Annotated in this window: 24 protein-coding genes, 4 tRNA genes and 2 pseudogenes; 15 read left to right on the top strand and 15 right to left on the bottom strand. The window is 54.3% G+C overall.

Going from position 1 to position 25,193, the window contains the following annotated elements; genetic code table 11:
* The first annotated feature begins 52 nt into the window (after positions 1 to 52).
* The 9 genes from csrA to luxS all read left to right on the top strand — a co-directional run bounded on the left by csrA (position 53) and on the right by luxS (position 4,806).
* Positions 53 to 238, top strand: a complete 186-nt coding sequence (csrA, locus tag F9C28_RS14300) for a carbon storage regulator CsrA (protein ID WP_199016029.1) — start codon at positions 53 to 55, stop codon at positions 236 to 238.
* 331 nt (positions 239 to 569) lie between these two features.
* Positions 570 to 662 (top strand) — tRNA-Ser (locus F9C28_RS14295).
* Between the two features lie 4 nt (positions 663 to 666).
* A tRNA-Arg gene (locus tag F9C28_RS14290) sits at positions 667 to 743 on the top strand.
* Between the two features lie 54 nt (positions 744 to 797).
* A tRNA-Arg gene (locus F9C28_RS14285) sits at positions 798 to 874 on the top strand.
* Between the two features lie 129 nt (positions 875 to 1,003).
* Positions 1,004 to 1,080, top strand: a tRNA-Arg gene (locus F9C28_RS14280).
* Between the two features lie 395 nt (positions 1,081 to 1,475).
* On the top strand, positions 1,476 to 2,042 hold the full coding sequence (yqaB, locus tag F9C28_RS14275; RefSeq protein ID WP_199016028.1) for a fructose-1-phosphate/6-phosphogluconate phosphatase: 567 nt from the start codon (positions 1,476 to 1,478) through the stop codon (positions 2,040 to 2,042).
* Positions 2,039 to 2,467 (top strand): YqaA family protein, encoded by a 429-nt coding sequence (locus F9C28_RS14270; RefSeq protein WP_199016027.1) that lies wholly within the window; start codon positions 2,039 to 2,041, stop codon positions 2,465 to 2,467. The genes yqaB and F9C28_RS14270 overlap by 4 nt, the downstream gene beginning before the upstream one ends.
* A gap of 112 nt (positions 2,468 to 2,579) precedes the next feature.
* Positions 2,580 to 4,136 (top strand): glutamate--cysteine ligase, encoded by a 1,557-nt coding sequence (gshA, locus tag F9C28_RS14265; RefSeq protein WP_199016026.1) that lies wholly within the window; start codon positions 2,580 to 2,582, stop codon positions 4,134 to 4,136.
* 154 nt (positions 4,137 to 4,290) lie between these two features.
* Positions 4,291 to 4,806: an S-ribosylhomocysteine lyase gene (gene luxS, locus F9C28_RS14260; protein WP_199016025.1), complete on the top strand. Its 516-nt coding sequence runs from the start codon at positions 4,291 to 4,293 to the stop codon at positions 4,804 to 4,806.
* A 67-nt stretch (positions 4,807 to 4,873) separates the two neighbouring features.
* On the opposite strand, the gene emrB is transcribed toward luxS, so the two are convergent.
* The 12 genes and pseudogenes from emrB to F9C28_RS14200 form a co-directional block, all read right to left on the bottom strand.
* Positions 4,874 to 6,409, bottom strand: coding sequence for a multidrug efflux MFS transporter permease subunit EmrB (gene emrB / locus F9C28_RS14255; protein WP_199016024.1), 1,536 nt, complete (start codon positions 6,407 to 6,409; stop codon positions 4,874 to 4,876).
* A 15-nt stretch (positions 6,410 to 6,424) separates the two neighbouring features.
* Positions 6,425 to 7,600, bottom strand: a complete 1,176-nt coding sequence (gene emrA, locus F9C28_RS14250; RefSeq protein WP_199016023.1) for a multidrug efflux MFS transporter periplasmic adaptor subunit EmrA — start codon at positions 7,598 to 7,600, stop codon at positions 6,425 to 6,427.
* Positions 7,601 to 7,722: 122 nt separating this feature from the next.
* Positions 7,723 to 8,253 carry a transcriptional repressor MprA gene (gene mprA / locus F9C28_RS14245; RefSeq protein ID WP_199016022.1) on the bottom strand — a complete coding sequence of 177 codons (531 nt, stop codon included), beginning with the start codon at positions 8,251 to 8,253 and terminating at the stop codon, positions 7,723 to 7,725.
* Between the two features lie 703 nt (positions 8,254 to 8,956).
* Positions 8,957 to 10,144, bottom strand: coding sequence for an MFS transporter (locus F9C28_RS14240; RefSeq protein ID WP_199016021.1), 1,188 nt, complete (start codon positions 10,142 to 10,144; stop codon positions 8,957 to 8,959).
* Between the two features lie 133 nt (positions 10,145 to 10,277).
* A complete protein-coding gene (gene proX / locus F9C28_RS14235) occupies positions 10,278 to 11,276 on the bottom strand; it encodes a glycine betaine/L-proline ABC transporter substrate-binding protein ProX (RefSeq protein WP_199016020.1) in 999 nt (332 codons plus the stop codon).
* 72 nt (positions 11,277 to 11,348) lie between these two features.
* Positions 11,349 to 12,416, bottom strand: coding sequence for a glycine betaine/L-proline ABC transporter permease ProW (gene proW / locus F9C28_RS14230; RefSeq protein ID WP_199016019.1), 1,068 nt, complete (start codon positions 12,414 to 12,416; stop codon positions 11,349 to 11,351).
* On the bottom strand, positions 12,409 to 13,611 hold the full coding sequence (proV, locus tag F9C28_RS14225) for a glycine betaine/L-proline ABC transporter ATP-binding protein ProV (RefSeq protein ID WP_199016018.1): 1,203 nt from the start codon (positions 13,609 to 13,611) through the stop codon (positions 12,409 to 12,411). Before proV ends, proW begins: the two co-directional genes overlap by 8 nt.
* Positions 13,612 to 14,055: 444 nt before the next feature.
* Positions 14,056 to 15,018: a class 1b ribonucleoside-diphosphate reductase subunit beta gene (nrdF, locus tag F9C28_RS14220; RefSeq protein ID WP_199016017.1), complete on the bottom strand. Its 963-nt coding sequence runs from the start codon at positions 15,016 to 15,018 to the stop codon at positions 14,056 to 14,058.
* A gap of 9 nt (positions 15,019 to 15,027) precedes the next feature.
* Positions 15,028 to 17,172, bottom strand: coding sequence for a class 1b ribonucleoside-diphosphate reductase subunit alpha (gene nrdE / locus F9C28_RS14215; RefSeq protein WP_199016016.1), 2,145 nt, complete (start codon positions 17,170 to 17,172; stop codon positions 15,028 to 15,030).
* Positions 17,136 to 17,554 (bottom strand): annotated as a pseudogene (gene nrdI / locus F9C28_RS14210) (class Ib ribonucleoside-diphosphate reductase assembly flavoprotein NrdI). The gene nrdE and the pseudogene nrdI overlap by 37 nt, the downstream one beginning before the upstream one ends.
* Positions 17,555 to 17,561: 7 nt before the next feature.
* Positions 17,562 to 17,810 carry a glutaredoxin-like protein NrdH gene (gene nrdH, locus F9C28_RS14205; RefSeq protein ID WP_269846430.1) on the bottom strand — a complete coding sequence of 83 codons (249 nt, stop codon included), beginning with the start codon at positions 17,808 to 17,810 and terminating at the stop codon, positions 17,562 to 17,564.
* Positions 17,811 to 17,997: 187 nt separating this feature from the next.
* Positions 17,998 to 18,429, bottom strand: coding sequence for a carboxymuconolactone decarboxylase family protein (locus tag F9C28_RS14200; protein ID WP_199016014.1), 432 nt, complete (start codon positions 18,427 to 18,429; stop codon positions 17,998 to 18,000).
* 65 nt (positions 18,430 to 18,494) lie between these two features.
* Here F9C28_RS14200 and pdxR point away from each other — a divergent pair, with 65 nt between their 5' ends.
* On the top strand, positions 18,495 to 19,868 hold the full coding sequence (gene pdxR / locus F9C28_RS14195; RefSeq protein ID WP_199016042.1) for a MocR-like pyridoxine biosynthesis transcription factor PdxR: 1,374 nt from the start codon (positions 18,495 to 18,497) through the stop codon (positions 19,866 to 19,868).
* An 8-nt stretch (positions 19,869 to 19,876) separates the two neighbouring features.
* Here the strand turns inward: pdxR and F9C28_RS14190 are convergent, their stop codons facing one another.
* Positions 19,877 to 20,200, bottom strand: a complete 324-nt coding sequence (locus F9C28_RS14190; RefSeq protein ID WP_199016013.1) for a DUF883 family protein — start codon at positions 20,198 to 20,200, stop codon at positions 19,877 to 19,879.
* A gap of 144 nt (positions 20,201 to 20,344) precedes the next feature.
* On the opposite strand from F9C28_RS14190, the gene F9C28_RS14185 reads away from it, so the two are divergent.
* On the top strand, positions 20,345 to 20,689 hold the full coding sequence (locus F9C28_RS14185; RefSeq protein ID WP_199016012.1) for a DUF2002 family protein: 345 nt from the start codon (positions 20,345 to 20,347) through the stop codon (positions 20,687 to 20,689).
* 49 nt (positions 20,690 to 20,738) lie between these two features.
* Here the strand turns inward: F9C28_RS14185 and F9C28_RS14180 are convergent, their stop codons facing one another.
* Positions 20,739 to 21,188 carry an L-alanine exporter AlaE gene (locus tag F9C28_RS14180; protein WP_199016011.1) on the bottom strand — a complete coding sequence of 150 codons (450 nt, stop codon included), beginning with the start codon at positions 21,186 to 21,188 and terminating at the stop codon, positions 20,739 to 20,741.
* Positions 21,189 to 21,679: 491 nt separating this feature from the next.
* Between F9C28_RS14180 and F9C28_RS14175 the strand changes: the two genes are divergently transcribed.
* The gene (locus F9C28_RS14175) at positions 21,680 to 21,967 is read left to right on the top strand and encodes a DUF2623 family protein (RefSeq protein WP_199016010.1); all 288 of its coding nucleotides are present in this window, start codon (positions 21,680 to 21,682) and stop codon (positions 21,965 to 21,967) included.
* 356 nt (positions 21,968 to 22,323) lie between these two features.
* Positions 22,324 to 22,719 carry an H-NS family histone-like protein gene (locus F9C28_RS14170; protein WP_199016009.1) on the top strand — a complete coding sequence of 132 codons (396 nt, stop codon included), beginning with the start codon at positions 22,324 to 22,326 and terminating at the stop codon, positions 22,717 to 22,719.
* A gap of 212 nt (positions 22,720 to 22,931) precedes the next feature.
* Here F9C28_RS14170 and F9C28_RS14165 read toward each other — a convergent pair whose 3' ends face one another.
* Entirely contained in the window at positions 22,932 to 23,888 is a 957-nt protein-coding gene (locus tag F9C28_RS14165) for a LysR substrate-binding domain-containing protein (RefSeq protein WP_199016008.1), read from the bottom strand.
* A gap of 288 nt (positions 23,889 to 24,176) precedes the next feature.
* Here F9C28_RS14165 and F9C28_RS14160 point away from each other — a divergent pair, with 288 nt between their 5' ends.
* Together F9C28_RS14160 and F9C28_RS20165 are read left to right on the top strand one after the other, a co-directional pair.
* Complete coding sequence (locus F9C28_RS14160; RefSeq protein ID WP_199016007.1) at positions 24,177 to 24,785, top strand: ankyrin repeat domain-containing protein; 609 nt, start codon at positions 24,177 to 24,179, stop codon at positions 24,783 to 24,785.
* Between the two features lie 171 nt (positions 24,786 to 24,956).
* A pseudogene (locus F9C28_RS20165) lies at positions 24,957 to 25,097 on the top strand (hypothetical protein); the annotation flags it as partial.
* Positions 25,098 to 25,193 lie beyond the last annotated feature (96 nt).

Raw genomic sequence — 25,193 nt, 5'->3', positions numbered from 1 at the left:
GATATGCCGGGATACAGAGGCCCGACTCTTTCAATCTTTCAAGGAGCAAAGAATGCTGATTCTGACTCGTCGAGTTGGTGAGACCCTCATGATTGGGGATGAGGTGACCGTGACAATTCTGGGTGTTAAAGGTAACCAGGTTCGTATTGGTGTTAACGCCCCTAAAGAAGTGTCTGTACACCGTGAAGAGATCTACCAGCGTATCCAGGCTGAAAAGTCACAACAGACTAATTACTAGTATTTTGAACGTCTCGCCAGTGCGAGACGTTTTACTTTAGTGCCCCTGCTGCTATTTTTCTGCGACCCTGCCCGCTATTTTCTCTGTTTTACGTCTTTTTCTGCTCTCGGCGCGGATCGTGTTTATCACGGTTTTTCTGCCTTTTATTCCCCGTAACTGTCTAAAAAATGGTATTTGTGCTGCCAATTCAGGCTAATTGCTTGCTAAGTGCGCAATCAAATTTATCGGTCAGAAAAAGTGTTTGACTTATAAGTCCCAGAAAGTAATATGTGCGCCACGCAGTGCCGATGAGCAGAAACAAGTTCTCCGGTACGACTCGCAAGAGGCGTGTGGTGAGGTGGCCGAGAGGCTGAAGGCGCTCCCCTGCTAAGGGAGTATGCGGTCAAAAGCTGCATCCGGGGTTCGAATCCCCGCCTCACCGCCATTTTGCATCCATAGCTCAGCTGGATAGAGTACTCGGCTACGAACCGAGCGGTCGGAGGTTCGAATCCTCCTGGATGCACCATTTTCTCCTCACTGTTTTTGACAGTGTGTCAGAAAAACAAAGCAATACCCTGATGCATCCATAGCTCAGCTGGATAGAGTACTCGGCTACGAACCGAGCGGTCGGAGGTTCGAATCCTCCTGGATGCACCATCTTCTCCTTACCTTATCGGAAATATTACGGTAACGGGTGTCGCGGTAACAACAGCGGGCACCAGAGGGAGATATACTTCTCCTCACTGTTTCAACAGTGTGTCAGAAAAAGCAAAGTAACATCTCGATGCATCCATAGCTCAGCTGGATAGAGTACTCGGCTACGAACCGAGCGGTCGGAGGTTCGAATCCTCCTGGATGCACCATCTTCTCCTTACCCTATCGGCAGTTTTACGGTGGCGAGTGTCGCGGTAATACCAGCAGGCACCAGGGAGGATAACGTTGCGTCAGCAACGGCCCGTCAGGGCGAACCCGGTGAGTCATCCTCCTGGATGCACCATCTTCTCCTTACTTCCTGTGTATCACCTTCTCCTTACCTTACCGGCAATATCACGGTAACTTATCAATACCGCTCCTCTGCACATTTACGTCCTCATCCTTATTCCCGATAACCACTTTTAATTTATGGTGTTACGTCGTAAATGTGCTGTTTGCTGATAATCTTGATAACTCAGGTGACTAACCCCCCGGGCAATTCGCGACATCGGCAGCGCATTACGTTAAAGTAACTGCCATTCGTAAATTGAGGGGTGGCTAAGGGATGTACGATCGTTACGACGGGCTGATTTTTGATATGGACGGCACCATTCTGGATACCGAGCCGACACATCAGGCCGCATGGGAAAGTGTACTCTCGCGCTACGGCATGCATTTTGATATGCAGGCGATGGCGGCCCTCAATGGCTCCACCACGCGACGTATCGCCCAGATAATTATTGACGCTAACCACGCGGATATAGATGCGGACCGGCTTACCCGGGAGAAAACCGCCCTGGTGAAGACCATGCTGCTGGACACCGTTAAACCACTTCCCCTGATTGACGTGGTAAAATCCTGGCACGGGCGCCGGCCGATGGCGGTTGGCACCGGAAGCGAGAGCGCCATTGCGGATGCGCTCCTGGCACACCTTAATTTACGCCAGTATTTCACCGCCGTTGTGGCTGCCGATCATGTCCAACACCATAAGCCCGCACCGGACACATTTTTGCTCTGTGCCCGGTTAATGGGCGTTAACGCCCAAAAATGTCTGGTCTTTGAGGATGCGGATTTCGGCCTGGAGGCGGCACGGCTGGCGGGGATGGATGCGGTGGACGTGCGTATACCGTGAGTGATACCGCTGCACTGCTGTCCCTGTTGAGCAGTAGCTTCCTGAGCGCCACACTATTACCGGGCAGTTCGGAAGCGGTACTGATTGCATTACTGATCGCCGGGAAAAGCAGCTTCTGGCCGTTAGTGATAGTCGCGACGGCAGGAAACACCCTGGGGGGATTGACTAACGTTATCCTCGGGCGTTTTTTCCCGGTGCGGGCAACGTCGCGCTGGCGCGGGAAAGCCACACGACTATTAGAACGTTTTGGCCCGGTAACACTGCTCCTGAGCTGGTTACCGGTAATGGGTGATTTACTGTGCCTGCTGGCCGGGTGGTTACGCCTGCGCTGGGGGCCGGTGATTGTCTTTATTGGCATTGGAAAGCTACTGCGCTATCTCATTGTGGGACTTGCGGCTGTTCAGGGGATGGCGTGGTGGCAGTAACTGTAAACTGCATTGTTGTGCTGGCTGTTTACCAAAACACCAAAATGACGGCTAAACCGCCAGTCTTTACAACTATGCTTAACAAAACTGCATTTAGAGGCGGGAGGTCGATTTGATCCCGGACGTATCACAAGCACTGACCTGGCTGGAGCAACATCCGCAGGCACTGCAAGGTATTAAACGTGGGCTGGAACGGGAAACACTACGCGTGACTCCCGATGGGCACCTGGCACAGACGGCACATCCGGAAAGTGTCGGCGCGGCACTGACCCATAAGTGGATCACCACGGATTTTGCCGAGGCATTACTGGAGTTTATTACCCCGGTGGACGGCAATGTTGACCATATGCTGACCTTCTTACGCGATCTGCATCGTTATACCTCGCGCAATATGGGTGATGAGTTAATGTGGCCGCTGAGCATGCCGTGCTTTGTGGAGAGCAGCGATAAGATTGAATTAGCGCAATATGGCTCCTCCCATATTGGGCGTTTCAAAACCCTGTACCGGGAAGGTTTAAAAAACCGGTACGGGGCGCTGATGCAGACGATTTCTGGTGTGCATTATAATATCTCCTTCCCGATTGAGTTCTGGAAGGCCCGGCTGGGCGTTACGGATGCGGAAAGCGGTAAAGAAGCGATTTCCGCAGGCTACTTCAAGCTGATCCGTAACTACTACCGTTTTGGCTGGGTGATTCCGTACCTGTTCGGCGCTTCACCGGCGATTTGCGGCTCATTCCTGCAGGGTAAAAAACCGGCACTGCCGTTCGAGAAAACCGAAAGAGGCATGTACTATCTGCCTTATGGTACCTCACTGCGATTAAGCGATCTGGGCTACACCAATAAATCCCAGAGCAATCTCGGTATTACCTTTAATGACCTGGAAACCTATGTCTGCGGGTTAAAACGGGCGATTCATACCCCGTCAGAAGAGTATGCCGCCCTCGGGTTGACCAAAGACGGCAAACATCTGCAACTTAATACCAACGTGTTGCAGATAGAGAATGAACTGTATGCGCCAATCCGCCCTAAACGGGTTACGCTGCCGGGGGAAAGCCCTTCCGATGCGTTGCTGCGTGGCGGTATTGAGTATATTGAAGTTCGCTCTCTGGATAACAACCCATTCTCGCCGGTAGGGGTTGATGAGAAGCAAGTCCGCTTCCTGGATCTGTTTGTGGTGTGGTGTGCCCTGGCGGATGCGCCAGAAATGAGCAGCGATGAACTGGCCTGCACCAAAACTAACTGGAACCGGGTGATCCTCGAAGGGCGCAAGCCTGGCCTGACCCTGGGGATTGGCTGCCAGACCGCGCAGTATCCGCTGGTCCAGGTGGGTAAAGATCTGTTCCGCGATCTGCGCCGGGTGGCTGAAACCCTGGACAGTATTGCCGGGGATCGGCAGTACCAGCAGGTCTGTGATGAGCTGGTTGCCTGCTTTGATAATCCGGATCTGACATATTCAGCGCGTATTTTGCGTTCTATGCTTGAGAAAGGCATTGGCGGAACCGGGCTGGAGCTGGCCAATAAATACCATGAGATGCTGCGCAGTGAACCGCTGGAGGTGCTGAGTGAGGCAGACTTCAGCGCGGAACATGATGAATCATGGACGCGTCAGCGTAAGATGGAAGCGCAGGATAGCGAGCCGTTTGAAAGCTGGCTGGCAAGACAGGGATGACAGAAAAGAAAAAGGCCACATCACTGTGGCCAAACTTTCATCTCTAAAAAAGTAGGGATGATGATAACAAATGCGCGTCTTTCATATACTGAGACTCGCGGCTGTTTAAAGAGTTCATTATTTTTTTAAAATAATCACTATCGGAGGTGACCAGATGCCGTTGTTGGATAGCTTCACCGTGGACCACACCCGTATGGGTGCGCCCGCAGTGCGCGTTGCAAAAAATATGAATACTCCCCACGGCGATACCATCACCGTATTCGATCTGCGCTTTTGTGTGCCAAACAAGGAAGTGATGCCGGAAAAAGGTATCCATACCCTGGAGCACCTGTTTGCCGGTTTTATGCGCAACCATCTGAATGGCCAGGGTGTTGAAATTATTGATATCTCGCCGATGGGCTGCCGCACGGGTTTCTATATGAGCCTGATTGGTCAGCCGGACCCACAGCGGGTTGCCGATGCCTGGAAAGCGGCAATGGAAGACGTGCTGAAAGTTCAGGATCAGTCACAAATTCCGGAGCTGAACGTTTACCAGTGCGGGACCTACACCATGCACTCACTGGCGGAAGCACAAGACATTGCCCGTCATATTGTTGAGAGCGGTATTGGTGTGAACAGCAACGACGCGCTGGCGCTGCCGAAAGAGAAGCTCCAGGAACTGCATATCTAGTTTCTGGTGGCCAGTAAAAAGCCGCCCGGTTTTCACGCCGGGCGGCTTTTTTATTGCCTGAAGATCGCTAGTGGGCGCCCCCGGCACCCCCGCCGGTGCCAAATGGCGGCCTGGCGAACCATACCAGGCCAATCATCACGATAAAGATCCCGGCGGACAGCCAGAAAATCTCATTTGCCGAGATGATTAACCCCTGGCTGGTAATTTGCTGGGCAATATACCCGGAGGCCTGCTGCTGGGTCATGCCCATCCCCTCCAGTTGGTTATACATCGCCTGGGCGTTGGGGTTATAGGGGGTGATCGACTCGGTCAACTGGGCGTGGTGCAGTGCCTCTCGGTTGGTCCACATGGTGGTGGTAATCGAGGTGCCGATAGACCCGGCCAGGGTACGGGCGAAGTTCGATAAACTCGACGCCGCCGCCAGGCGCTCAGGCGGCAGCCCGGACAGGGTTATCGTGGTCAGCGGCATAAAGAAACAGGCTACGGCAAAGCCCTGAATAAACTGCGGCCAGGCCGATGCACCAAAGTCCATGTCCGGTTCAAAGGTATAGGCCCGCCAGTAAAAGCAGATGGCATACATCACGAAGCTGAACGTCACCAGGCGGCGCATATCCAGCTTATGGGCAAAGCGACCAATTATCGGGGAGAGGATCACCGGGATAATCCCCACCGGCGCGGACGCCAGACCCGCCCAGGTTGCCGTGTAGCCGTATACCTCCTGTAATAGCTGGGGCAGTAACACGATGGCGCCAAAGTAGAGCATATAGGCAAGGCTGGTACACAGGCAGCCGATGGTGAAATTTCGCGATTTAAACAGCGAGAGATCGACAATCGGGTGGTCGTCTGTCAACTCCCAGATAATCAGGAAACTGAGCGCCACCACCGCGGCGATAGTCAGCACGATGATTTCTGTCGAGCTGAACCAGTCCAGCTCTTTACCCCGGTCCAGCATCACCTGCAGGCTGCCAATACCGATAACCAGCAGCCCCAGGCCAACCGCATCAATACGCCGCTGCTCGGTTTTGGTCTCCCGGCCGCGCAGGGTCTGAAGGGTTAACAGCACCACGACAACCCCAATGGGCACGTTGATAAAGAAAATCCACCCCCAGTGATAGTTATCACTGATCCAGCCGCCGAGGATCGGCCCGCAAATCGGGGCCACAATCACCGTCATGGACCAGAGCGCCAGGGCGATGCTGCGTTTAGCGGGCGGGTAGTTGCTGAGTAGCAGGCTCTGGGAGAGCGGGATCAGCGGCCCGGCCACCACCCCCTGGAGCACCCGGAAGAAGATAAGCATACTCAGGCTGTTGGATACTCCACAGGCCCAGGAGGCCAGTACAAACAGGGCGGTGGACCAGAGGAACAACCGCACCTCGCCCACCCGTTTGGCCAGCCAGCCGGTAATGGGGATCGAAATCGCGTTTGCCACCCCAAAGGAAGTGATTACCCAGGTCCCCTGACTCAGGGATGACCCGAGGTTACCGGCAATGGTCGGTATTGCCACGTTCGCGATGGTCGAGTCGAGAACTTGCATAAAGGTCGCCATCGCCAGGGCGATGGTCATTATTGCAAGTTGGCCGCCTTCCAGCGGTTTCTGTGCCATGACATTCTCCGCCTGTTAGCCAGCGTTAGCGCTGATAATCTCATTAATCAGGTGGTTCACCGGCCCCAGCTCCAGGGTCCGGGCATCACTTTCATAAGCCGGGTCTTTACGCACCTGAGAAGCCAGCACGGCACCATCACGGTTGCGGGTGTCGACAGTGACCAGGGTGGACAGGCCAATCCGCAACGGATGTTGTGCAACCTGGCGGGGATCCAGTTCGATACGCACCGGCAGGCGCTGTACCACTTTGATCCAGTTACCGGTGGCATTCTGGGCCGGCAACAGTGAGAAGGCACTGCCGGTCCCCATATCCAGGCCGACCACTTTACCGCTGTATTTCACATCATCGCCGTAGATATCGCTGACCACGGTCGCGGACTGGCCGATACGCATATGAGCCAGTTGGGTCTCTTTGAAGTTGGCATCGATCCAGATCTGTGCCGCCGGGACAATGGCCATCAGTGGGGTGGATGGGCTGATCTGTGCCCCAACCTGAACGGCGCGCCGGGAAACATAGCCGGTGATTGGGCTAACGATTCGGGTACGCTGCAGCGCCAGCCAGCTATCGCGGACCTGGGTGGCGGCCTGCTGCACCGCGGGCTGCTGTTCCAGTGTATCGCCAAGGATCGCGGCCTGGTTGGCATTGTACTGCTGGATAGCCACGCTGAGGCGTGCCTGGGCACTGGCGACCGCATCGCGGGCGTGTTGTAACTCTTCACGGCCAATTAAATCGGCCTCGCCCAGCGGTATACGACGGGCAAGATCGCTCTGTGCTTGCGCCAGCGCTGTTTTTTGCAAATCAATGCTCGCCTGTAGCTGTTTACTATTAATCATCAACTGATGAGTTTGGCGCACGCTGGAGGCGAGGGCGGTTTTGGCCTTTTCAAAGGCTTGTTTTGCGTCGGTGGGATCGAGGGTTACCAGTACATCACCCTGTTTAACGTAATCGGTATTGTCGGCCCAGACTTTGGTTACGCTGCCGGACACCTGGGGCATTATCTGCACCTGGTTGCCATTCACGTAGGCGTCATCGGTTTCTTCAAAATGACGCAGTACCGTAAACCAATATATTCCATATGCCACAGCAATAATGACAAACAACAGTGTCAGGATAAGCAGAGCGCTTTTACGCGACTTCTGTTTATTCCCCGGTTTCTGTTGCGTTGCCTGAGTATCGGCATTCCCGGTCATACTTTTCTCCACGATTATTGTTATTTGTCGCCAGTTAGGCTGGTCTTTTAGTCAGAAAGGCCAGCGTAAAGTTGCTGGCCTTGATTGAGAAAGGTTTAGATATCAGAAAACGCGGGGAACTACTAGCGGGACATTTCAGTTAATGATGCCGGCGTATCCATTTCGTCAAGACGAATCAACAGTTTGCGGGTGATCTTCTCCAGATCGGCTTGTTCTTCATCACTCAGGGCAGACCATAACTGGTGGAGGCACAAGTGTTGCGGAGGAAGCACTTCATTCAGGAACTGCTGGCCTTTTTCGGTCAGGTGCAGATGCAGGCAACGGCGATCATTGTCGCTTTCACGGCGTTCGATCCAGCCGCGTTTTTCCAGCTCATCAGCGATACGGGTCGCGTTGGTGCGGGATGACCCCAGAGCACTGCTCAGCTCGCTGGGTTGGATGCTCAGGTCTTCCTGGGATTCAAGTGTAATCAGCGCCATAAACAGCGTCTCGTTAATCCCTTGATTTTTAAGCATCTTGTTGCGGTTTTCCAGCAATTTCCCTTGCATGTGCATACATAGACGGGTCAGCAAAATTTCCTGATAAGGAAACTCACTGCTGCGACTGGCGCGGAACGTTAGCATTTGTTCAATGGGAGTAAACGAACTATCCATTTTAGGTATAACCTCAATTAATTACAGTCGACATAGTAACTACTGTGACAAATAAAGTAAATGTTAATCTGGGTACATCAGTACCGGCGGTTTGGCGTTGGTATAAGCGTCCAGGTTAATCCATAACGTAGTGCGCTAAGCAGTATCAGTATTATTATGCTGCGCAACTTATAAACACCGCCGCCGGGTACCATAAATCCGACCAGGGCCGGGAAGAGACGCCGGAAATCCTGCATAACTTCGCGGGTACAAATCACCACTGGTAATGCGTAGACCGCAGCAATACCGGTGGTCTCAAGTAAGATGCCGGCTGTCGCTGGCCTGGTGCTGGGCACTAAACCAGACCCGAGGCACAGCAGTAGGTAACACAATAAAAACCTGTCGCCGCCAGTCTGCAGATAGCCAGTCCGTAATGGTTCGTTGGGGAGGGCGTGCTGCTGACGGGGGCGGAGAATAAATAACGGGGTGGGCTGCATAATGGATAACACGCGGTAGATGACGCTCTTCACCCTCGGGAAAACGCATCTCCCGGGGTGAAAATCGCGTTGTTGTGGCAACAGAACTGGCCATCACTACCTGATACATCATAACTGTTGGTAAAGTCACACCCGTGAATAGATACACATCACATTATCAGAGTAGTTGGCAGCTTTATAGTCCTGTTAGGCTGAAAATACGTATATTTCATTGTTTTTTCCTGATTTTATTCGGATATTTCTGGTTGTTGATGGTAGCCACGCCACCATACCACCCCGGCCAGCAGCGCCACAATGCCCCCGGCGAGGCAAACGGCATTCCAGCCCCCGTGCTGATAAGCACTGGCCGAGATCAGTGAACCGGTAGCCCCGCCAATAAAGTAGCTGGTCATATAGCCGGCGGTGAGGCGGTTTCGGGCATCCGGCGCCACGCGGTACACCACGCTCTGGTTAGTAATGTGCACCCCCTGGACTGTCAGGTCGAGCACCAGGATACCGATAATTAACGCCAGCACAGAGAACTGCCCCAGGGCAATGGCCCCCCAGGAGAGCAGCAGCAGGAGCAGGCCAAATGTTGTGGTGTGGTGGGCTTTGCCTTTGTCCGCCAGCCCACCGGCGGGCCTGGCCCCCAGGGCCCCGGCGGCACCCGCCAGGCCAAACAAGCCAATCACCCCTTCGGAGAAGTGAAACGGTGACGCAGACAGCAGAAACGCCATGGAGGTCCACAGGATGCTGAAGTCCGCAAAAATCAGGCACCCCAACAGCGCCCGGGTGCGCAGCAGCGGCTCGCGGCGGAACAGGCGGAATACCGAGGCCAGTAACTGCGGGTAATTAAGCTGTGCCGTTTGCGCTACCACCGGCAGGCCGCGCCACAGGGCCAGCGCCATCAGCACCATCAACAGGGCGGCAACCCAATATACCGTGCGCCAGCCGCCAATATCTGCAAGCAAACCGGCCACGGTTCTGGCCAGCAGAATGCCGAGCAACAGGCCACTCATAATGGTGCCGACGACTTTGCCGCGTTTATCGGGTGAGGCAAGCGTGGCCGCCAGCGGCACCAGTACCTGGGCCACTACCGAGACCAGCCCCGTCAGAGCGGTACCGAGGATCATCACCCACAGGGTCTGGCTGGAGGCGGTGATAAGTAGCCCGCCGGCGGAGAGCAGCGTCATCACGACAATCAGCGCCCGCCGTTCAAACATATCCCCCAGCGGCACCAGGAATAGCAGGCCCGCGGCGTAACCCAGCTGAGCGGCGGTGACAATAAAGCCGGCCTGATTAATCGAGAGCCCAAAGGCATGGGCGATGGTGTCCAGCAGGGGCTGGGCATAATAGTTACTGGCGACGGAGAGCCCTGTGGCGACGGACATCAGCAGGGTGAGTGCCGGGCTTAATCCGGTATGTTGTCTGGTCATGAGCGGGGTAATTATCAGAAAAATGTGCAGAGATAATAATGGATCTCTGGCCAGATACCAGAACCGTCAGGTAGCAGGATGTGTAACTGGCAAATCTCCTGCCGGTGGCCCGGCAGGAGTCACGCAGGCGGGGTTATTTAGCCGCTGCGGCGCTGGCCTGCTGGACCCAGCCATCAAACTGCGCCTGATGGGCTTTGATCCAGCCGTCGACATGGCCGGCAATATCGGCTTCCGACGCGTTGCCGTCATGCATCATGGCATTCTGGGCATTAATATCGCGGATCGGTAACTGCATGATGGCAAACAGTTTCGCGGCGGCAGGGTTTTTCTCCGCCCAGGCTTTGTTCGCCACAATGTGCATGGTATTGACCGGGAAGCCATAGTTAGCCCCGTTGGGGAGTTTGGTGTCGATATTTTTTTGCTCGCCGGGCAGGGCGGAGTACGGCACCTGGAGCCAGACCACATCTTTGCCGGGCTTCAGCTCATCACTGACCCAGTAAGGGGTCCAGGTATAATACAGCACCGGTTTGCCTTCTTTATAACGGGTAATGGTATCGGCCATCATGGCGGCGTAGTTACCCTGATTATGGGTCACGGTTTTACTTAAGCCGTAGGCATCAATCTGGTGATTGATTACCGCCTCGCAGCCCCAGCCCGGATTACAGCCGGTCATGTCCGCTTTACCATCACCGTTGGTATCGAACAATTTGGCGAGCGCCGGATCACTGAGCTGGTCAATACGGGTAATGTGATATTTTTCCGCGGTCTTTTTGTCAATCAGGTACCCCTGGGCCGCCCCACTGACGTAGGTGCCCTGGCGATAGAATTTTTTATCCCCGCCAGCGGCGCTGTACATATCGTCATGCAGCGGTTTCCAGTTGGTGGCGAGGAAGGTCGCATCCCCGGCGGCGATAGTGGTGTAGGCCACGTTGTAATCAACTTCACTGGGCTGTTTTACGGTGTAGCCCAGCTTTTCGAGGGCGCGGCTGACCAGCAGGGTCTGGAAGGTTTCTTCAGAAATGGTGCTCTGTATTGGCTGTACGGTAATACCTTTGCCCGGTAAATCGGCGGCAAACGCCGTGGTGGAGACCAGGCTAGCAAAGGCGGTGGCGAAGAGAACGGGATGTCGCATCGTTATTCCTTTTTAATCGGGTGCGGCAGGGCGGCACAGCGTACCGCCACTGCAGGGATGATGTGGTGTGGCTTATTTCACGAACGGGCGGGTAAATAACCCGACAGGGCCGGTGGTATACCAGCGGCGGTTGCCTTTGGTCCGGGCATCCCGGCCGATGGACTGAGTCAGGCGGTCAAGGATGATAGCGAGGATAACGATCCCCACACCGCCCACGGTGGCCAGCCCCATATCGAGACGGCCAATGCCGCGCAGTACCATCTGCCCCAGGCCGCCAACCGCAATCATCGACGCGATAACCACCATCGACAGTGCCAGCATCAGTGTCTGGTTAACCCCGGCCATGATGGTGGGCATTGCCAGGGGCAACTGCACTTTAAACAGCATCTGGCGCGGGCTGGAACCAAAGGAGCGGGCGGCTTCTATCAGATCCGCCGGTACCTGATTAATCCCGAGGATGGTCAGGCGGACAATCGGCGGCAGGGCAAAAATAATGGTGACCACCACCCCGGGGACGTTACCGATACCGAACAGCATTACTATCGGCACCAGGTAGACAAATGCCGGGGTGGTTTGCATGGCATCCAGCAGTGGCCGGATAATTTTGGCCGCCCGGGGGTTACGCGCCAGCCAGATCCCCAGCGGTAGCCCGATGAGAATACAAAACAGTAACGCGGTCAGTACCAGGGCGAGGGTGACCATCGCCTGCGACCAGGCGCCAATCATGCCAATCAGCACCAGGGAGATCAGGGTTGCCACCCCCATGCCGACATTGGTCATCTGCCAGGCAATCAGGGCAAACAGCACAATCGCGACCGGGGCAGGCATGCCCTGTAATAAATGCTGAAAACCGCTGAGGATATAATCCACCGGCACGCGGATCCCCTGGAACAGCGGGCGGAAATGGACAACTATCCAGTCGATACCGTGGGTGACCCAGCTGTCCAGCGGGATCAGGGTTTTATGGAAGGGATCGAGAATATCGAAATGCGCTTGCTCCGGGGCCGGGGCGCTGTGTAGCCAGTCCGCGGCGCCGCTTTGCGGGGCGCTGGTGGTGGTTCCCCAGGCATCGGCTGACTGTGCGCTGGTATCGGCCGCTGTCTGGCTACCGGTATCCCACGGGTTCGCTTGATCACTCATTGGTTACTCCTTCTCTGTCTAATGCCTGTAACAGGCTCCCTTTGGAGATAACCCCAAGGTACTGCTGATCCTCACCCACAACCGGTACTGCACAGGGCGCCTGGGCGACATGGGTCAGTAATTCGTTAAGTGACGTATCAGCGTCTATCGGCAGCGGGGTTTCCAGCAATGCGCTGTCCAGCCCCTGGCCTGCGGCCAGTGCCGATTTCAGAGAATCAATGGAGACAATACCAATGAATTTTTGCGCCCGTTCAATCAGGTAACCGTATTCGCGATCGTCATCCTGAAGTAATTTCAGCGCCGAACGCGGGCCAACCCCTGGGGTTTTGCGAATAATACCCACCGGGCTACGCCGGGCAATATCTTTGGCGCTAAATACCTGGCTAATATCAACACCGCGGAAAAACGTGCGGACATAATTATTGGCCGGATTATTAAGAATTTCGTCCGGGGTCCCCACCTGAATAACTTCACCGTTTTGCATAATCGCAATCCGGTCGCCAATGCGCATGGCCTCATCAAGATCATGGGAAATAAATACGATAGTACGCTGATGTTTCGCCTGCAGTTTGATTAATTCATCCTGCATCTCGGTGCGTATTAATGGATCGAGTGCAGAAAAGGCTTCGTCCATAAGTAATATATCTGGATTTATTGCCAGGGCCCGGGCTAACCCTACGCGCTGGCGCATCCCGCCGGAAAGTTCATCCGGCCAGGAATGGGCATAATTTTCCAGCCCGACCTGGCGCAGGGCATCCAGTGCTTTTTCCCGGCGCTCATGCACCGCTATCCCGGCCAATTCCATCCCGAAGGCGGCATTGTCCAGTACGGTCATGTGCGGCATCAGGGCGAAAGACTGAAATACCATCGCGATTTTCTTTCTGCGAACCTCACGCAGGGCGGCGTCTGATATGCTGGCAATGTCTTCGCCATCAATCAGCACCTGGCCACGGGTGGGCTCAATCAGGCGATTGAGAAGGCGAACCATGGTGGATTTACCAGAGCCTGATAACCCCATGATGACGAATATCTCGCCTTCTTCAATGGTCAGATTTGCGTCTTTAACGCCGAGGGAGAGGCCGGTTTTCTCCAGTATTTGTTCTTTGGAAAGGCCCTGTTCGATATATTTAAAGGCCCGCTGGGGGTTATCTCCAAATATCTTGTAAAGATTTTTTACTTCTAATTTAATTGCCATGCAATAAAAAAATTCCTGTATTTATCGATATTTTATTACCCTGATGGAATATTACGTTCGGTATATACCCTAACATACTGAGGAGCTGAGGCAACCCTCGATTTTTGATATAAGCCCCAGGCTTGTCAGGTGAATCACTGTTGATCCCCCGCCATATAAGGGCTGAGCGCCAATCGGGTCAGGCAGGATATTTTTGTCAGCGCGGTGGTGATATTTAGCCCGGCAGGGGGATAATCCCGCCGTGGCCAGGTGCTGATAATTGGTGTGCGCCAGGAAAAATCCACGTATAAAAAATGGCGATTAATAAAAATAATCGCCATTTATATTTATAAAATATAGCGGCGGTTGCGGTGTTTTATTAGCGAAATAAGTTACCGGGCAGGTGTGCGGCCAGCACACCTGCGATCTGGCCTTTTACTGGTATATTTTTAACGGATTGATGACTTAAAAATCCCAGTCCAGATCTTCGGTTTCCGTGGCTTTACCCATCACATAAGAGGAGCCCGAACCGGAGAAAAAGTCGTGGTTTTCATCGGACCCAGGAGAGAGCGCCGCGAGGATTGCCGGGTTGACGGCGGCCATCTCCGCCGGGAACATTGCCTCAAAACCCAGGTTCATCAGGGCCTTATTGGCGTTGTAACACAGGAAGTGGTTAACCTCTTCAATAAACCCGCTCCCGGCATACAGATCCTGGGTATATTCCAGCTCGTTCTCATACAGGGTCATCAGCAGGTCGAAAGCAAACTGTTGTAATTCGTCCCGGCGTTCTTTGCTGGCAGCGGTCAGCCCTTTCTGGAATTTATAGCCGAGATAATAACCGTGAATGGCCTCATCCCGGATAATCAGACGAATTAAGTCTGCGGTATTGGTGAGCTTGCCCCGGCTGGACCAGTACATCGGTAGCCAGAACCCGGAGTAAAACAGGAAGGACTCCAGGAACACGCTGGCTATCTTTTTCTTACCGGCGTCATCCGCCTGATAATGGCTCAGCACAATGGCCGCCTTGCGCTGGAGCGCGGCGTTCTCCTCGCTCCACTGGTAGGCGGCGTCCACATCGCTGGTCTGGCACAGGGTGGAAAATACCGAACTGTAAGAGCGAGCGTGGACCGCTTCCATAAAGCTGATATTGGTGAGCACCGCCTCTTCGTGCGGGGTTAGCGCATCGACCAGCAGGGAAGGGGCCCCCACGGTGTTCTGGATGGTATCCAGCAGAGTCAGGCCGGTAAATACCCGAATGGTGAGCTGCTGCTCGGCGTGGCTCAGGGTATGCCAGGAGGGCAAATCGCCGGACAACGGCACTTTTTCCGGCAGCCAGAAATTGGTGGTCAACCGGTTCCACACTTCAAGGTCTTTATCGTCCTGGATTTTATTCCAGTTAATTGCACTGATTCGGTTAAGGGGAGTCATAGGATGTCCTTACAAGGCACAGGAGACGCAGCCGGCAACTTCGGTGCCTTCCAGCGCCATCTGGCGCAGGCGTATGTAATACAGCGTTTTGATGCCTTTCTTCCAGGCGTAGATTTGGGCCTTATTAATATCCCGGGTGGTGGCGGTATCCGGGAAAAATAGCGTCAGCGACAGCCCCTGGTCCACGTGCTGGGTGGCCTGGGCATACGTGTCGATGATCTTTTCCGGCCCTATCTGGTACGCATCCTGGTACAGCGCCCGGTTTTCATTGGTCAGGTAGGGCGCCGGATAATATACCCGGCCGGTTTTGCCTTCTTTACGGATCTCAATGGCTGAGGCTATCGGGTGAATACTGGATGTCGCATGATTAATATAGGAGATCGAGCCCGTTGGCGGGATAGCCTGCAAATTGCGGTTATACAGCCCGTATTGCATCACATCGTCGCGCAGTGATTGCCACATGGCCTGATCGGGGATGGTTATTCCCGCCCGGGAAAACAATGCGGCTACCTCTGGCGTCGCGGGCTGCCAGCGTTGTTCGATATAACGGCGAAAATAGTCACCGCTGGCATAGGCGGATTGCGCAAACCCGGCAAACCGCTGGCCGCGCGCTTTTGCCAGGGCACAGGACGCGTGCAGGGCGTGCCAGGTGACGGTATAGAAATAGATATTGGTGAAATCGAGCCCCTGTTCGGAGCCATAAGCAATCCCTTCCCGGGCCAGGTAACCATGCAGATTCATTTGCCCCAGGCCAATGGCGTGGGAGGCGGCATTCCCCGCCGCCACCGACGGCACGGAGTGGATATTGCTCATTTCCGACACCGCGGTCAGCCCGCGGATAGCGGTCTCAATGGTGCGGCCAAAGTCCGGCGAGTCCATGGTATGGGCAATATTCAGCGACCCCAGGTTACAGGAGATATCCTGGCCAATATGGCGGTAATCGAGGTTATCTTCATATTCTGAAGGGCTATTTACCTGGAGTATCTCAGAGCACAGGTTGCTCATATTGATATGCCCGGCGATGGGGTTCGCCCGGTTTACCGTGTCCTCAAACATGATATAGGGGTAACCCGACTCAAACTGGATCTCCGCCAGGCGCTGGAAGAACCCCCGGGCGCTGATGTACTGGCGGCGAATACGGGTATCTTCCAGCAGGGTCTGGTACAGCGGGGTGATGGCGATATCCCCGAAGGCGTGGCCATAAACCCGGGCAATATCATAAGGAGAGAACAGCGCCATTTGCTGGTTGTCTTTTGCCAGCTGGAAGGTGATGTCCGGGATAACCACCCCGAGGGAAAGGGTTTTGATGCGGATTTTTTCATCGGCATTTTCCCGCTTAGTGTCGAGAAAGCGCAGAATATCCGGGTGATGGGCGTGGAGATAGACCGCCCCGGCCCCCTGGCGCGCCCCGAGCTGGTTCGCGTAGGAGAAGGCATCCTCCAGCATTTTCATCACCGGGATCACCCCGGAGGACTGGTTCTCAATACGTTTAATGGGCGCGCCCGCTTCCCGCAGGTTGGACAGCAAAAAGGCCACGCCACCGCCGCGCCGCGAGAGCTGAAGTGCGGAGTTTACCGCCCGGCCAATGGACTCCATATTGTCTTCAATACGCAGCAGGAAGCAGGAAACTAACTCACCGCGCTGCTTGCGCCCGGCATTCAGGAAGGTGGGCGTGGCGGGCTGAAAGCGGCCGCTGAGCATCTCGTCGGTGAGTGCCCGGGCCAGGGCTTCATCCCCCCGGGCAAGCGTCAGGGCCACCATCACCACCCGGTCGGTAAAGTGCTCCAGCCATTGCTCGCCATCAAAGGTTTTTAACGCATAGCTGTTGTAGAACTTCCAGGCCCCGAGGAAGGTACTGAACTGATGGCCGTAGCGGCTGGCGTCTGCGAACAGTGCGGCCACAAATGCCGGGGACCAGGCATCCAGCACCCCGGACTCGTAATAGCCTTCACTGACCAGCCAGGCCAGACGGCTGGCGGTATCCGGGAAGGTGCGCGTATTGGGCAGCACCCGGTGGGTAATAAACGCCTCTACCGCGTGTTTATCCTTCTCAAACCGGATTTGACCCGCCTCGTCGAATAAATTGAGCATCGCGTTCAGGGCGTGGTAGTCCTGATTCAGGTCGGTTCGTTGTCGGGCTGCTGTCGTTGCCAAAATTCAGTTACTCCGTGTCGCACATAATCAATATCCTCGGGGGTGCCCATCAGCTCAAAGCGGTAGAGAAAGGGCACCTGACATTTTTTGGCAATAATGCTGCCAGCCAGGGCATAAGCCGCCCCGAAATTGCGGTTGCCGCTGGCGATAACACCGCGGATCAATTGCCGGTGGCGGGGCACGTTAAGGAAGCGGATAACCTGGCTGGGCACCGCCCCGGCGCCCCCCCATTGCCCCAGGTCGGCACCAGCAGAATAAAGGGCTGAAACACCGCCAGCCGCTCGCCCGTTGCCAGCGGGATGCGTTGAGCCGGCATCCCGAGGCGCTGAACAAAACGGTGGGTGTTTTCGGAGCTGCTGGAGAAATACACCAGGCCGCTCACTGGCGGCTCACAGGTAAACGCGCTGGTGCCCGGCGGCACAGACGCGGTTAATCATATCCGGGCGGAATCCGCACCAGCTTTCGTTATCGGTAATGACCACCGGCAACTGGCGGAACCCCAGCTCGCGCAGTGAATCTGCTGCTTCCGGGTGGTCATCAAGGCTGATCATCTCAATGTCCACATTCCGTCCTTCCATCGCCTTTTTAGTGGCATAGCACTGAATGCAGTTTTTGCGAGTGTAAATCTTAATGCGCATGATTCGTATTTCCATTTAAAATGACAATCACGGCGCCGGAAGTGCGTCGTTGGTCGGTGGTGTTGATAAGGTGAATACTAGATGTAGTTTAAAAGAAGTTCAACCATTCTATATATGGTGTTTTGCGAAGAATAATACACCGGGCGTAAAATATGCCCGGTGGGGTAGGCTGTACGCTGAAATCCGGTTACATGCGCATGCTGATGGCCAGGCGGTTAAAGGCGTTCATCAGGCTGATGGCAAAGGTAATATCGCTGATTTCCCGGGCGCTAAAATGCTGCTCCATCTCCTGCCAGCTACTCTCCGGGGCGTGGGTGGCACTGATATTGGTGAGATCTTCAGCCCAGGCCAGGGCGGCACGCTCGGCGGGGCTAAAATGACGGCTGATCCGCCAGCCGGCCAGCGCATCCAGCTTCTGCTGGGCGGCTCCACTTTTACGCAGCGCGGTACTGTGCATCTCCAGGCAAAATGCACAGCCGTTAATTTGTGATACCCGCAGGTAAACCAGTTCAATGATCTGCTGATCAACCGGGCCTTCCGCCAGGGCCTTATTGGCCTGTAAAAAGCCGTTATAGGCACCGGTGCTGAGTTCATAATAGGGCAGGCGTAATGTTGTCATTTCTCACTCCTCGTAAAGTTGCAGGCACTGTAGCATTATGATGGCCTGCAAAAGAGAGCCATATGATGACGAAAAAAGCAGACCATAACGGCCCGCTGGCCGGGCCGCGTTACCGGCAAATTGCCCGCCAGATAATCCAGTCGATTATTAATGGTGAATTACCTGCCGGTAGCCGTTTACCTTCCAGCCGGGTCTGGGCCCTCGCGTTGGGGGTGTCGAGAACCACCGTGGAACATGCCTACGGGGAGCTGGTGGCCCAGGGCTGGCTGGTACGGCGCGGGCAGGCCGGGACCTTTGTCGGTATTGCCCCGGCAGCGGCCAGCAGCACGGCGGATATCCAGCACTATGGCGGTGAGCGCAGCCACTTGCGGCCTTTTCAACTGGGGGTCCCGGCGCTGGACCTGTTCCCCAGGGGGCTGTGGTCACGCATTATGGGGCAGCGCCTGCGTACCCAGACCCGTGAGGAGCTGACCACCGGCGATCCCGGTGGTGAATATGCCCTGCGGGAAAGTATCGCCGCTTATCTGCGCCTGTCGCGCAGCATTGATTGCCTGCCAGAACAGATCTTCATTACCGCCGGGTATGCCATGGCAATGCAGATGCTGCTGCAGGTTCTGGGGCAGCCAGGGGAAGGAATGTGGGTTGAAAATCCCGGCTACCCGCTGATTTGCCCGGTGATTGCTCACCAGCAGATAGTGATGCACCCGGTGCCAGTAGACGGCGAGGGGATGGATATTGGCTACGCTGAACGTCATTACCCCACGGCGCGTTTTGCGCTGCTGACGCCTGCCCACCAAAGCCCGCTGGGGGTCGCGTTGTCGCTCCCCCGGCGGCGGCAACTGCTGGCGTGGGCGGCCCGCCAGCAGGCCTGGATTATTGAAGATGACTACGACAGTGAATTTCGCTACCAGGGGAAACCGTTGCCGCCCCTGAAAAGTCTTGATGCCCCCCAGCGGGTGATCTATGCCGGGTCATTTAGCAAATCGCTGTATCCCGCCCTGCGCGCGGCCTGGCTGGTGGTCCCGGTTTCTGAAGTGGCGCGCTTTCGCCAGCAGGCGGCCCTCTGGCCTTGCCCGGTCCCCCGGCTGTGGCAACTGACTATCGGGGATTTTATTGCCCAGGGGCACTTCTGGCGGCATTTGAAAAAGATGCGTGCTGCCTATGCCAGCCGCCGCCAGTGGCTGGAGACAGCGCTTCGCGAACAGGGGTTTGAGGTGGTGGCGCAGGCCGGGGGGATCCAACTGGTGATTGAGATTGCCGGGGATGACCGGGCGCTGGCGCAGCGCGCCAATGATGCTGGGCTTGCCGTTCAGGCGCTGAGCCATTGGTTCCGGGATGCTCCGCCCGGGAAGGGCGGGTTGATCATGAGTTTTACTAACCTGGCCTCTTTGGGTGAGGCGCAACAAGCGGCCCGCCAGTTACGGCGGGCTATCATTTAGCGCCGCAATCAGCGGCGGGTTCCTAACAGCACACCGACAAACAGACCGATGGCGGCAGCCGTCCCCACGCTGCACCAGGGCTTGTCGCGGACAAAATTATCGGTGCTGCTTACGGCATCTTTCGCCGCCTGATGGATACGCCCGCGGCCATTAAGCCTTGCCCGGGTCTCTTTTAGCAGGGCCTCGGCTCGCTGACGGGCCTCCTCTGCACCTTCTTTGGCATCACTTCCGAAAGACTTCAGCACCTCTTCCAGGGTGTCTGCCAGCTGGCTGGCATCGTTAGTAAGATCTGCGGTGTCATCATCAAGATCACGGGGGGTTTTATTCGCCATTCCATTCTCCAGGTTGTGAGCGTGAGCTATTAAGTGTAGACGTAACCGTTGTGTTGAGGTGAGTTTGTGGACTTTTCCGAAAGCCTTGCTAATGCTCAATAGAGTAGTGTTATAAAGCAGTAAAAAAAATAATGAGGAATGAGAATGTATTTACGACCTGATGAGGTGGCTCGCGTTCTGGAGAAATCAGGATTTACCATGGACGTTGTTACGCCAAAAGCGTATGGATATCGTCGGGGGGATAACTACGTATACGTGAACCGCGAGGCGCGTATGGGGCGCACTGCGCTGGTGATCCATCCGATGCTTAAAGAACGCAGCAGCACGCTCGCAGAGCCCGCTTCAGAAACGAAGACCTGCGATCATTATGAGCAATTTCCACTGGCGGCTGGCGGTGAAGCCCGGGAACACTACGGTATTCCCCATGGTTTCAGTTCACGCATTGCGCTGGAACGGTATATTTCGGGGTTATTTGGGGATCAACACTAACAGTGAGACTGGCTTGTGCCAGTCTCTGTTGTCTGGTGGCTGGCCGCGTTCAGGCGCGGCTGGTGGTGTAACCCTGTACCCGGAACAGGCGGCGGCAATAATCGAGGAAATACCCATAAGCGGCGCCCATCAGCATGGTGGCGGCGACGTTAGAACTGACTGCCGCAATGATTTGCTGGCTGTCGGCACCCACGGACCACAAAATGGCGGCATATACCGGTGACTGGAATGTCACATACGCCATAATATCCGCCAGGCTACGCATCCAGGTGGTATTCCCCCCGCGTTTTGCCAGCTTCATAAAGCTGTCACGGTACAGGCCATAGGGCCAGGCAATAAAAATATTCACCGGAATTGACACCAGACGCGACGATAGCGACTGCTGGAAGCTCATGCCGGAGAGCAGTATCTCAATAGCCATTCCCACTACAAAACAATACACCACCATAGCAAAAATATCGGCGGCGGCATGGCGCAGACGGGATTCACGGGAAAACATAGCGATACTGCTCCATCTTACAGTAATAAATAGCGGCCAATAACCAGGTTTATGGTGTTATGTTGGCACCTTTGCTTTTGCGATAGGTTATATGGCTGTTTTCATTCTTTCAATTAGCGGAAAGTTTTTATTTATTCGCTTTTGATAGACAAAATGCTCTCCTGAGCACGGATTGTCGGTTGTTACCCCATATTTGTTGGCACACTTATTAATAGTTAATTAATTCAATGCATTGTATTTTTATCATACAAATAATGCGGAATACATCCGCAACGTAAATGGCCAAAAACAGCACTAAAATCTGCCCGGAAGCCCCCGGGTGAGCAACAGAACATAAAATCGTCCATAAGCCTATCAGGCAGTTAAATATCTGGTTTTTCTGCCGGGATGAAATGCCAGCACCCCGGCGCTACCCCGGCACGAATAAAACTGATATCACCTTGCCGAAAAAACGTTATATAATTTTTTATATAACGTTTGGAGAGATGATCATGAACAACCATTTTGGCAAGGGGCTGATGGCCGGGCTTAACGCCCATTCAGCGAGCGGTGCGGCAGATGTGACCCGCTTTTGTTCCGATTACCGGCGCGGTTTTGTACTGGGGTATACCCACCGCATCAGTGAGCAGACCGGTAACCGCCAGCAGGCCGCCTGGGAGGCCGGGGTACTTACCCGCCGTTATCAACTGGATAAAGATCTGGTCGGTGATTTCTTCACGGAAGTAAATAATGACATGGCGTTACGTTTCTTTTTAGCAGGTTATGAAAAAGGGCGCTAAACATCTTATCTTAAAAGAAAACAGAGATAGCGTAGCGGGTATTAAGTGGTATTTATTCTGCAGCCCGCTACGATATTTGCCGCAATTATCGCCATCAATTGGCTGAAATTTATCCGTCTGTCCCATTCGCCATATATCGCCGTGAACATGTTATTTCAGTGACTGTCATTATGTGTCAAAAAATAATGACTCCGGGAAAATAGCAGAAAAAGATGCGCTGTAATGCTATCAGATAAAATAATATGTGTTGTTTTGTTTAAAATATCATCTATTCATGAGTCTGCGGCTGGCAATTAATTAAATAATTAAGTATCGTAGCCGCTCATTTTTTTCAGGTAGTAAAAGTAAGAGGAAATATGTCTCAGGCGTTACTGACATTAAATAATATCCGTACATTACGGGCTCATAGTCGCGATTTCTCCATTGACGTGCTTGAAGAGATGCTGGAAAAACTCAGGATCGTCACTGAAGAAAGACGTCAGGAGATCACCGCAGCAGAGCAAGAACGCCAGCAACATGAAGAGAAACTCAGCACCTGGCTGGAGCTGATGGAATCCGACGGGATCAGCCCGCATGATTTGGTTGAAGTCTTGGGTGATAAACCGGCGAAGAAAAATAAACCGCGGGCACCGAAATACCGCTACCTCGACACCACCGGGGTAGAAAAACAGTGGACCGGCCAGGGCCGGATGCCGAAGCCAATTGCCCAGGCAATTGCTGCTGGCCAGAAACTGGAAGACTTTCTGCTGTGATTCTGTTGCCCGGTATACTGCCGGGCAATATTATGTTTCCCTGCCATTCCTTACTTTATATATCCCGCTGATCTGCGACGTAAAAACCATTTCTTTGCTGCCCATTGTGGCTATTTCCGTAAATACTTTCCGTGCCGTCGCGCCAGCTCAGGCGGCAAAAATACCCGTCAGATCCCCGCCGGGAAATATTCGCGCGGCGAGCCATCTTCATTTTAACGCCCGGGTGTGATGTCTTGTTCCGGCGGCTGGGCGAGCAGGTCCCGGTAAATAAGCGCCAGCACACCGCCGGGTAAAAACTGATTACGGATCCACTGGGTGACATAACCGGATGAGGTATGGCGGGCGGCCAGTAGCATTGGGGAGTCCTGGCGTGGATTGCGGATTTTTCGCGTTACCAATAGTCCGGCCCCGGTGGCCTGGCGGGCCATATATTCCGGTAAAAAGCCGATGCCATCCCCCTGGATTTGGCACTGGCACTTGGTGGTAAAATCCGGCACCAGGATAGTTTCCTGGCCGTGGAGCAGCCAGCCGACTTTTTTGCTGATGGTATGGGCGGTATCTTCCACCATGATATTGGGGTACTGGCGTAGCTGGCTCTCGGGCAGTGGCTCCGGTAAAAATGCCAGTGGATGGTCCGGCGCAATGGCAAATACCCAGCGAATCAACCCGATATCGGTGTAATCAATGCCGCCGCCTGATAACAACGTATCCGGCGCGCCAATGGCGATATTGACCTGCTGATTGATAAACGCATCCCAGACACCGTTGTACACCTCACTGATCACCGCAACCTGGCAGGTGGGGAAGCGTTTTTTCACCGCCTGTAGCAGGCGGGCGGTGTGCTGTGGGGTATACAGCAACTGATTAATACAGATTCGTACCCTGGCCTCTACTCCCCGGGCGATGGAGTCAATAGTGTGGCGGGTATCGTCAAAATGGCTGAGCAGCTCGGTGGCTTTACGGTAGAAATAGTGCCCGGCTTCGGTGAGTTCGATAGTGCGGGTGTTACGGATAAATAACCGGGCATCAAGCCCGGTTTCCAGGCGCTTGATGGTGTAACTGATGGCGGAAGTGGTCAGCCCCAGCTCCAGTGCCGCTTTACTGAAACTGCCATAGCGGGCGGCGGCGGTAAAGGTGAGCAGGTTTTCTTCTGTGAAGATCGAATGCATGGCGACGGGGCCTCAGGTGACGGGAGTAGGCCAGCGCGGTGGCGGAATCGGTATTTCATCCGCCTGGGTCAGGGGGAGCAATGGGGCGTTATGCTATTTTGTCGGCTATCCATTAACGACATTATCTTTGTTTTCTATGAAAAAAAGAAAAAAGTGTGATTCCGCACAGTTTGATTCTGTTGTTGAATACTTTTTAATAATCAGCGCATTTATCTGTAAATGATATTTACATGGATATCTTATTCTGTTGTTGCTGGTTATTATTTGGGCAGATAACCAGGAGGATATATGCCAGAGGATAATAGCAGTATTCGTTTTCTTCTTGCCGCAGAGCAGGGGGATATTCACACCATGGAGCAGGCCCTGTCCCGGGGCGTCAATATTAATGTGACTAATCCACAAGGCCGTACCGCCATTATTAATGCCAGTTTGCATCAGCATTATGATTGTGTGGCGTGGCTTATCGCGCGCGGTGCCGATATTAATCACCAGGATGAAACCTGTTTTAACCCCTTCTTAATTAGCTGCCTGACTAACGACGTGATATTACTGCGCCTGGTGTTGCCCGCCAGGCCGGACCTGATGCGCCTGACGCGGTTTGGCGGCGTGGGCTTAACCCCGGCCTGTGAGAAAGGGCATCTGGAAGTGGTACAAGAGCTGCTGGCCCATACTGCCATTAACGTCAACCACACCAATTTTGTGGGCTGGACGCCGCTGCTGGAGGCGATTGTGCTGGGAGATGGCGGTGAACGCCAGCAACAGATTATTGCGTTGCTGCTGGCCCACGGGGCAAACCCGACGATGACCGATAAATACGGCAAAACGCCGCTGGCGCTGGCCAGAGAGCGGGGTTTTGAGGCAATAGCAACCCAGTTGCTGGCGGCGGGCGCGGGGTAATTCCGCCCGCCGTTACCTGTTACCTGTTACCTGTTACCTGTTACCTGATCCACTTATTACACCATTCGCCCGTAATACTATTTATCCGTAATACCAGGCCTGCGGTATCCCGGGCGCTTATTTTGCTGTCGAGAAAGATTACTAACCGGCCATTTGGTCATGGAGCCGACTATGCCAGTCAGCGTTACTATTAAGCAAAATACGTATTTTGATTCCGTGTCATTAATGTCAGTGTCCACCCAGGCAAATAATTTGCCAAATATTACCCGGGCATTTATTGCCATGGCGACGGAGATGAATAAAACCCTGTTAGGGAAGGTGCGAATAAGCAGGTCATTTCTTCCCAAGCTGACTCGCTGATTAAAATTTCGCGGATCTGGGCCGATTTTTTTCCCGCAAACACATCGA

It is taken from the genome of Shimwellia pseudoproteus (genome assembly GCF_016415625.1).
Classification (GTDB): Bacteria; Pseudomonadota; Gammaproteobacteria; order Enterobacterales; family Enterobacteriaceae; genus Shimwellia; species Shimwellia pseudoproteus.
The sequence above is the reverse complement of the archived record's forward strand: the minus strand, read 5'-3'. Positions and strand labels throughout refer to the sequence as shown.

What these genes read in the sequence shown, in the direction of transcription:
- F9C28_RS14160 (WP_199016007.1), top strand. Translation starts at nt 24,177, where the DNA reads ATGCCAGAGGATAATAGCAGTATTCGTTTTCTTCTTGCCGCAGAGCAG.
- proW (WP_199016019.1), bottom strand. Translation starts at nt 12,416, where the DNA reads ATGAGTGATCAAGCGAACCCGTGGGATACCGGTAGCCAGACAGCGGCC.
- F9C28_RS14180 (WP_199016011.1), bottom strand. Translation starts at nt 21,188, where the DNA reads ATGTTTTCCCGTGAATCCCGTCTGCGCCATGCCGCCGCCGATATTTTT.
- proX (WP_199016020.1), bottom strand. Translation starts at nt 11,276, where the DNA reads ATGCGACATCCCGTTCTCTTCGCCACCGCCTTTGCTAGCCTGGTCTCC.
- mprA (WP_199016022.1), bottom strand. Translation starts at nt 8,253, where the DNA reads ATGGATAGTTCGTTTACTCCCATTGAACAAATGCTAACGTTCCGCGCC.
- csrA (WP_199016029.1), top strand. Translation starts at nt 53, where the DNA reads ATGCTGATTCTGACTCGTCGAGTTGGTGAGACCCTCATGATTGGGGAT.
- F9C28_RS14190 (WP_199016013.1), bottom strand. Translation starts at nt 20,200, where the DNA reads ATGGCGAATAAAACCCCCCGTGATCTTGATGATGACACCGCAGATCTT.
- nrdH (WP_269846430.1), bottom strand. Translation starts at nt 17,810, where the DNA reads ATGCGCATTAAGATTTACACTCGCAAAAACTGCATTCAGTGCTATGCC.
- yqaB (WP_199016028.1), top strand. Translation starts at nt 1,476, where the DNA reads ATGTACGATCGTTACGACGGGCTGATTTTTGATATGGACGGCACCATT.
- nrdF (WP_199016017.1), bottom strand. Translation starts at nt 15,018, where the DNA reads ATGACTCCCCTTAACCGAATCAGTGCAATTAACTGGAATAAAATCCAG.
- emrB (WP_199016024.1), bottom strand. Translation starts at nt 6,409, where the DNA reads ATGGCACAGAAACCGCTGGAAGGCGGCCAACTTGCAATAATGACCATC.
- proV (WP_199016018.1), bottom strand. Translation starts at nt 13,611, where the DNA reads ATGGCAATTAAATTAGAAGTAAAAAATCTTTACAAGATATTTGGAGAT.
- luxS (WP_199016025.1), top strand. Translation starts at nt 4,291, where the DNA reads ATGCCGTTGTTGGATAGCTTCACCGTGGACCACACCCGTATGGGTGCG.
- F9C28_RS14165 (WP_199016008.1), bottom strand. Translation starts at nt 23,888, where the DNA reads ATGCATTCGATCTTCACAGAAGAAAACCTGCTCACCTTTACCGCCGCC.
- emrA (WP_199016023.1), bottom strand. Translation starts at nt 7,600, where the DNA reads ATGACCGGGAATGCCGATACTCAGGCAACGCAACAGAAACCGGGGAAT.
- F9C28_RS14175 (WP_199016010.1), top strand. Translation starts at nt 21,680, where the DNA reads ATGAACAACCATTTTGGCAAGGGGCTGATGGCCGGGCTTAACGCCCAT.
- F9C28_RS14240 (WP_199016021.1), bottom strand. Translation starts at nt 10,144, where the DNA reads ATGACCAGACAACATACCGGATTAAGCCCGGCACTCACCCTGCTGATG.
- F9C28_RS14170 (WP_199016009.1), top strand. Translation starts at nt 22,324, where the DNA reads ATGTCTCAGGCGTTACTGACATTAAATAATATCCGTACATTACGGGCT.
- F9C28_RS14200 (WP_199016014.1), bottom strand. Translation starts at nt 18,429, where the DNA reads ATGACAACATTACGCCTGCCCTATTATGAACTCAGCACCGGTGCCTAT.
- F9C28_RS14185 (WP_199016012.1), top strand. Translation starts at nt 20,345, where the DNA reads ATGTATTTACGACCTGATGAGGTGGCTCGCGTTCTGGAGAAATCAGGA.
- pdxR (WP_199016042.1), top strand. Translation starts at nt 18,495, where the DNA reads ATGACGAAAAAAGCAGACCATAACGGCCCGCTGGCCGGGCCGCGTTAC.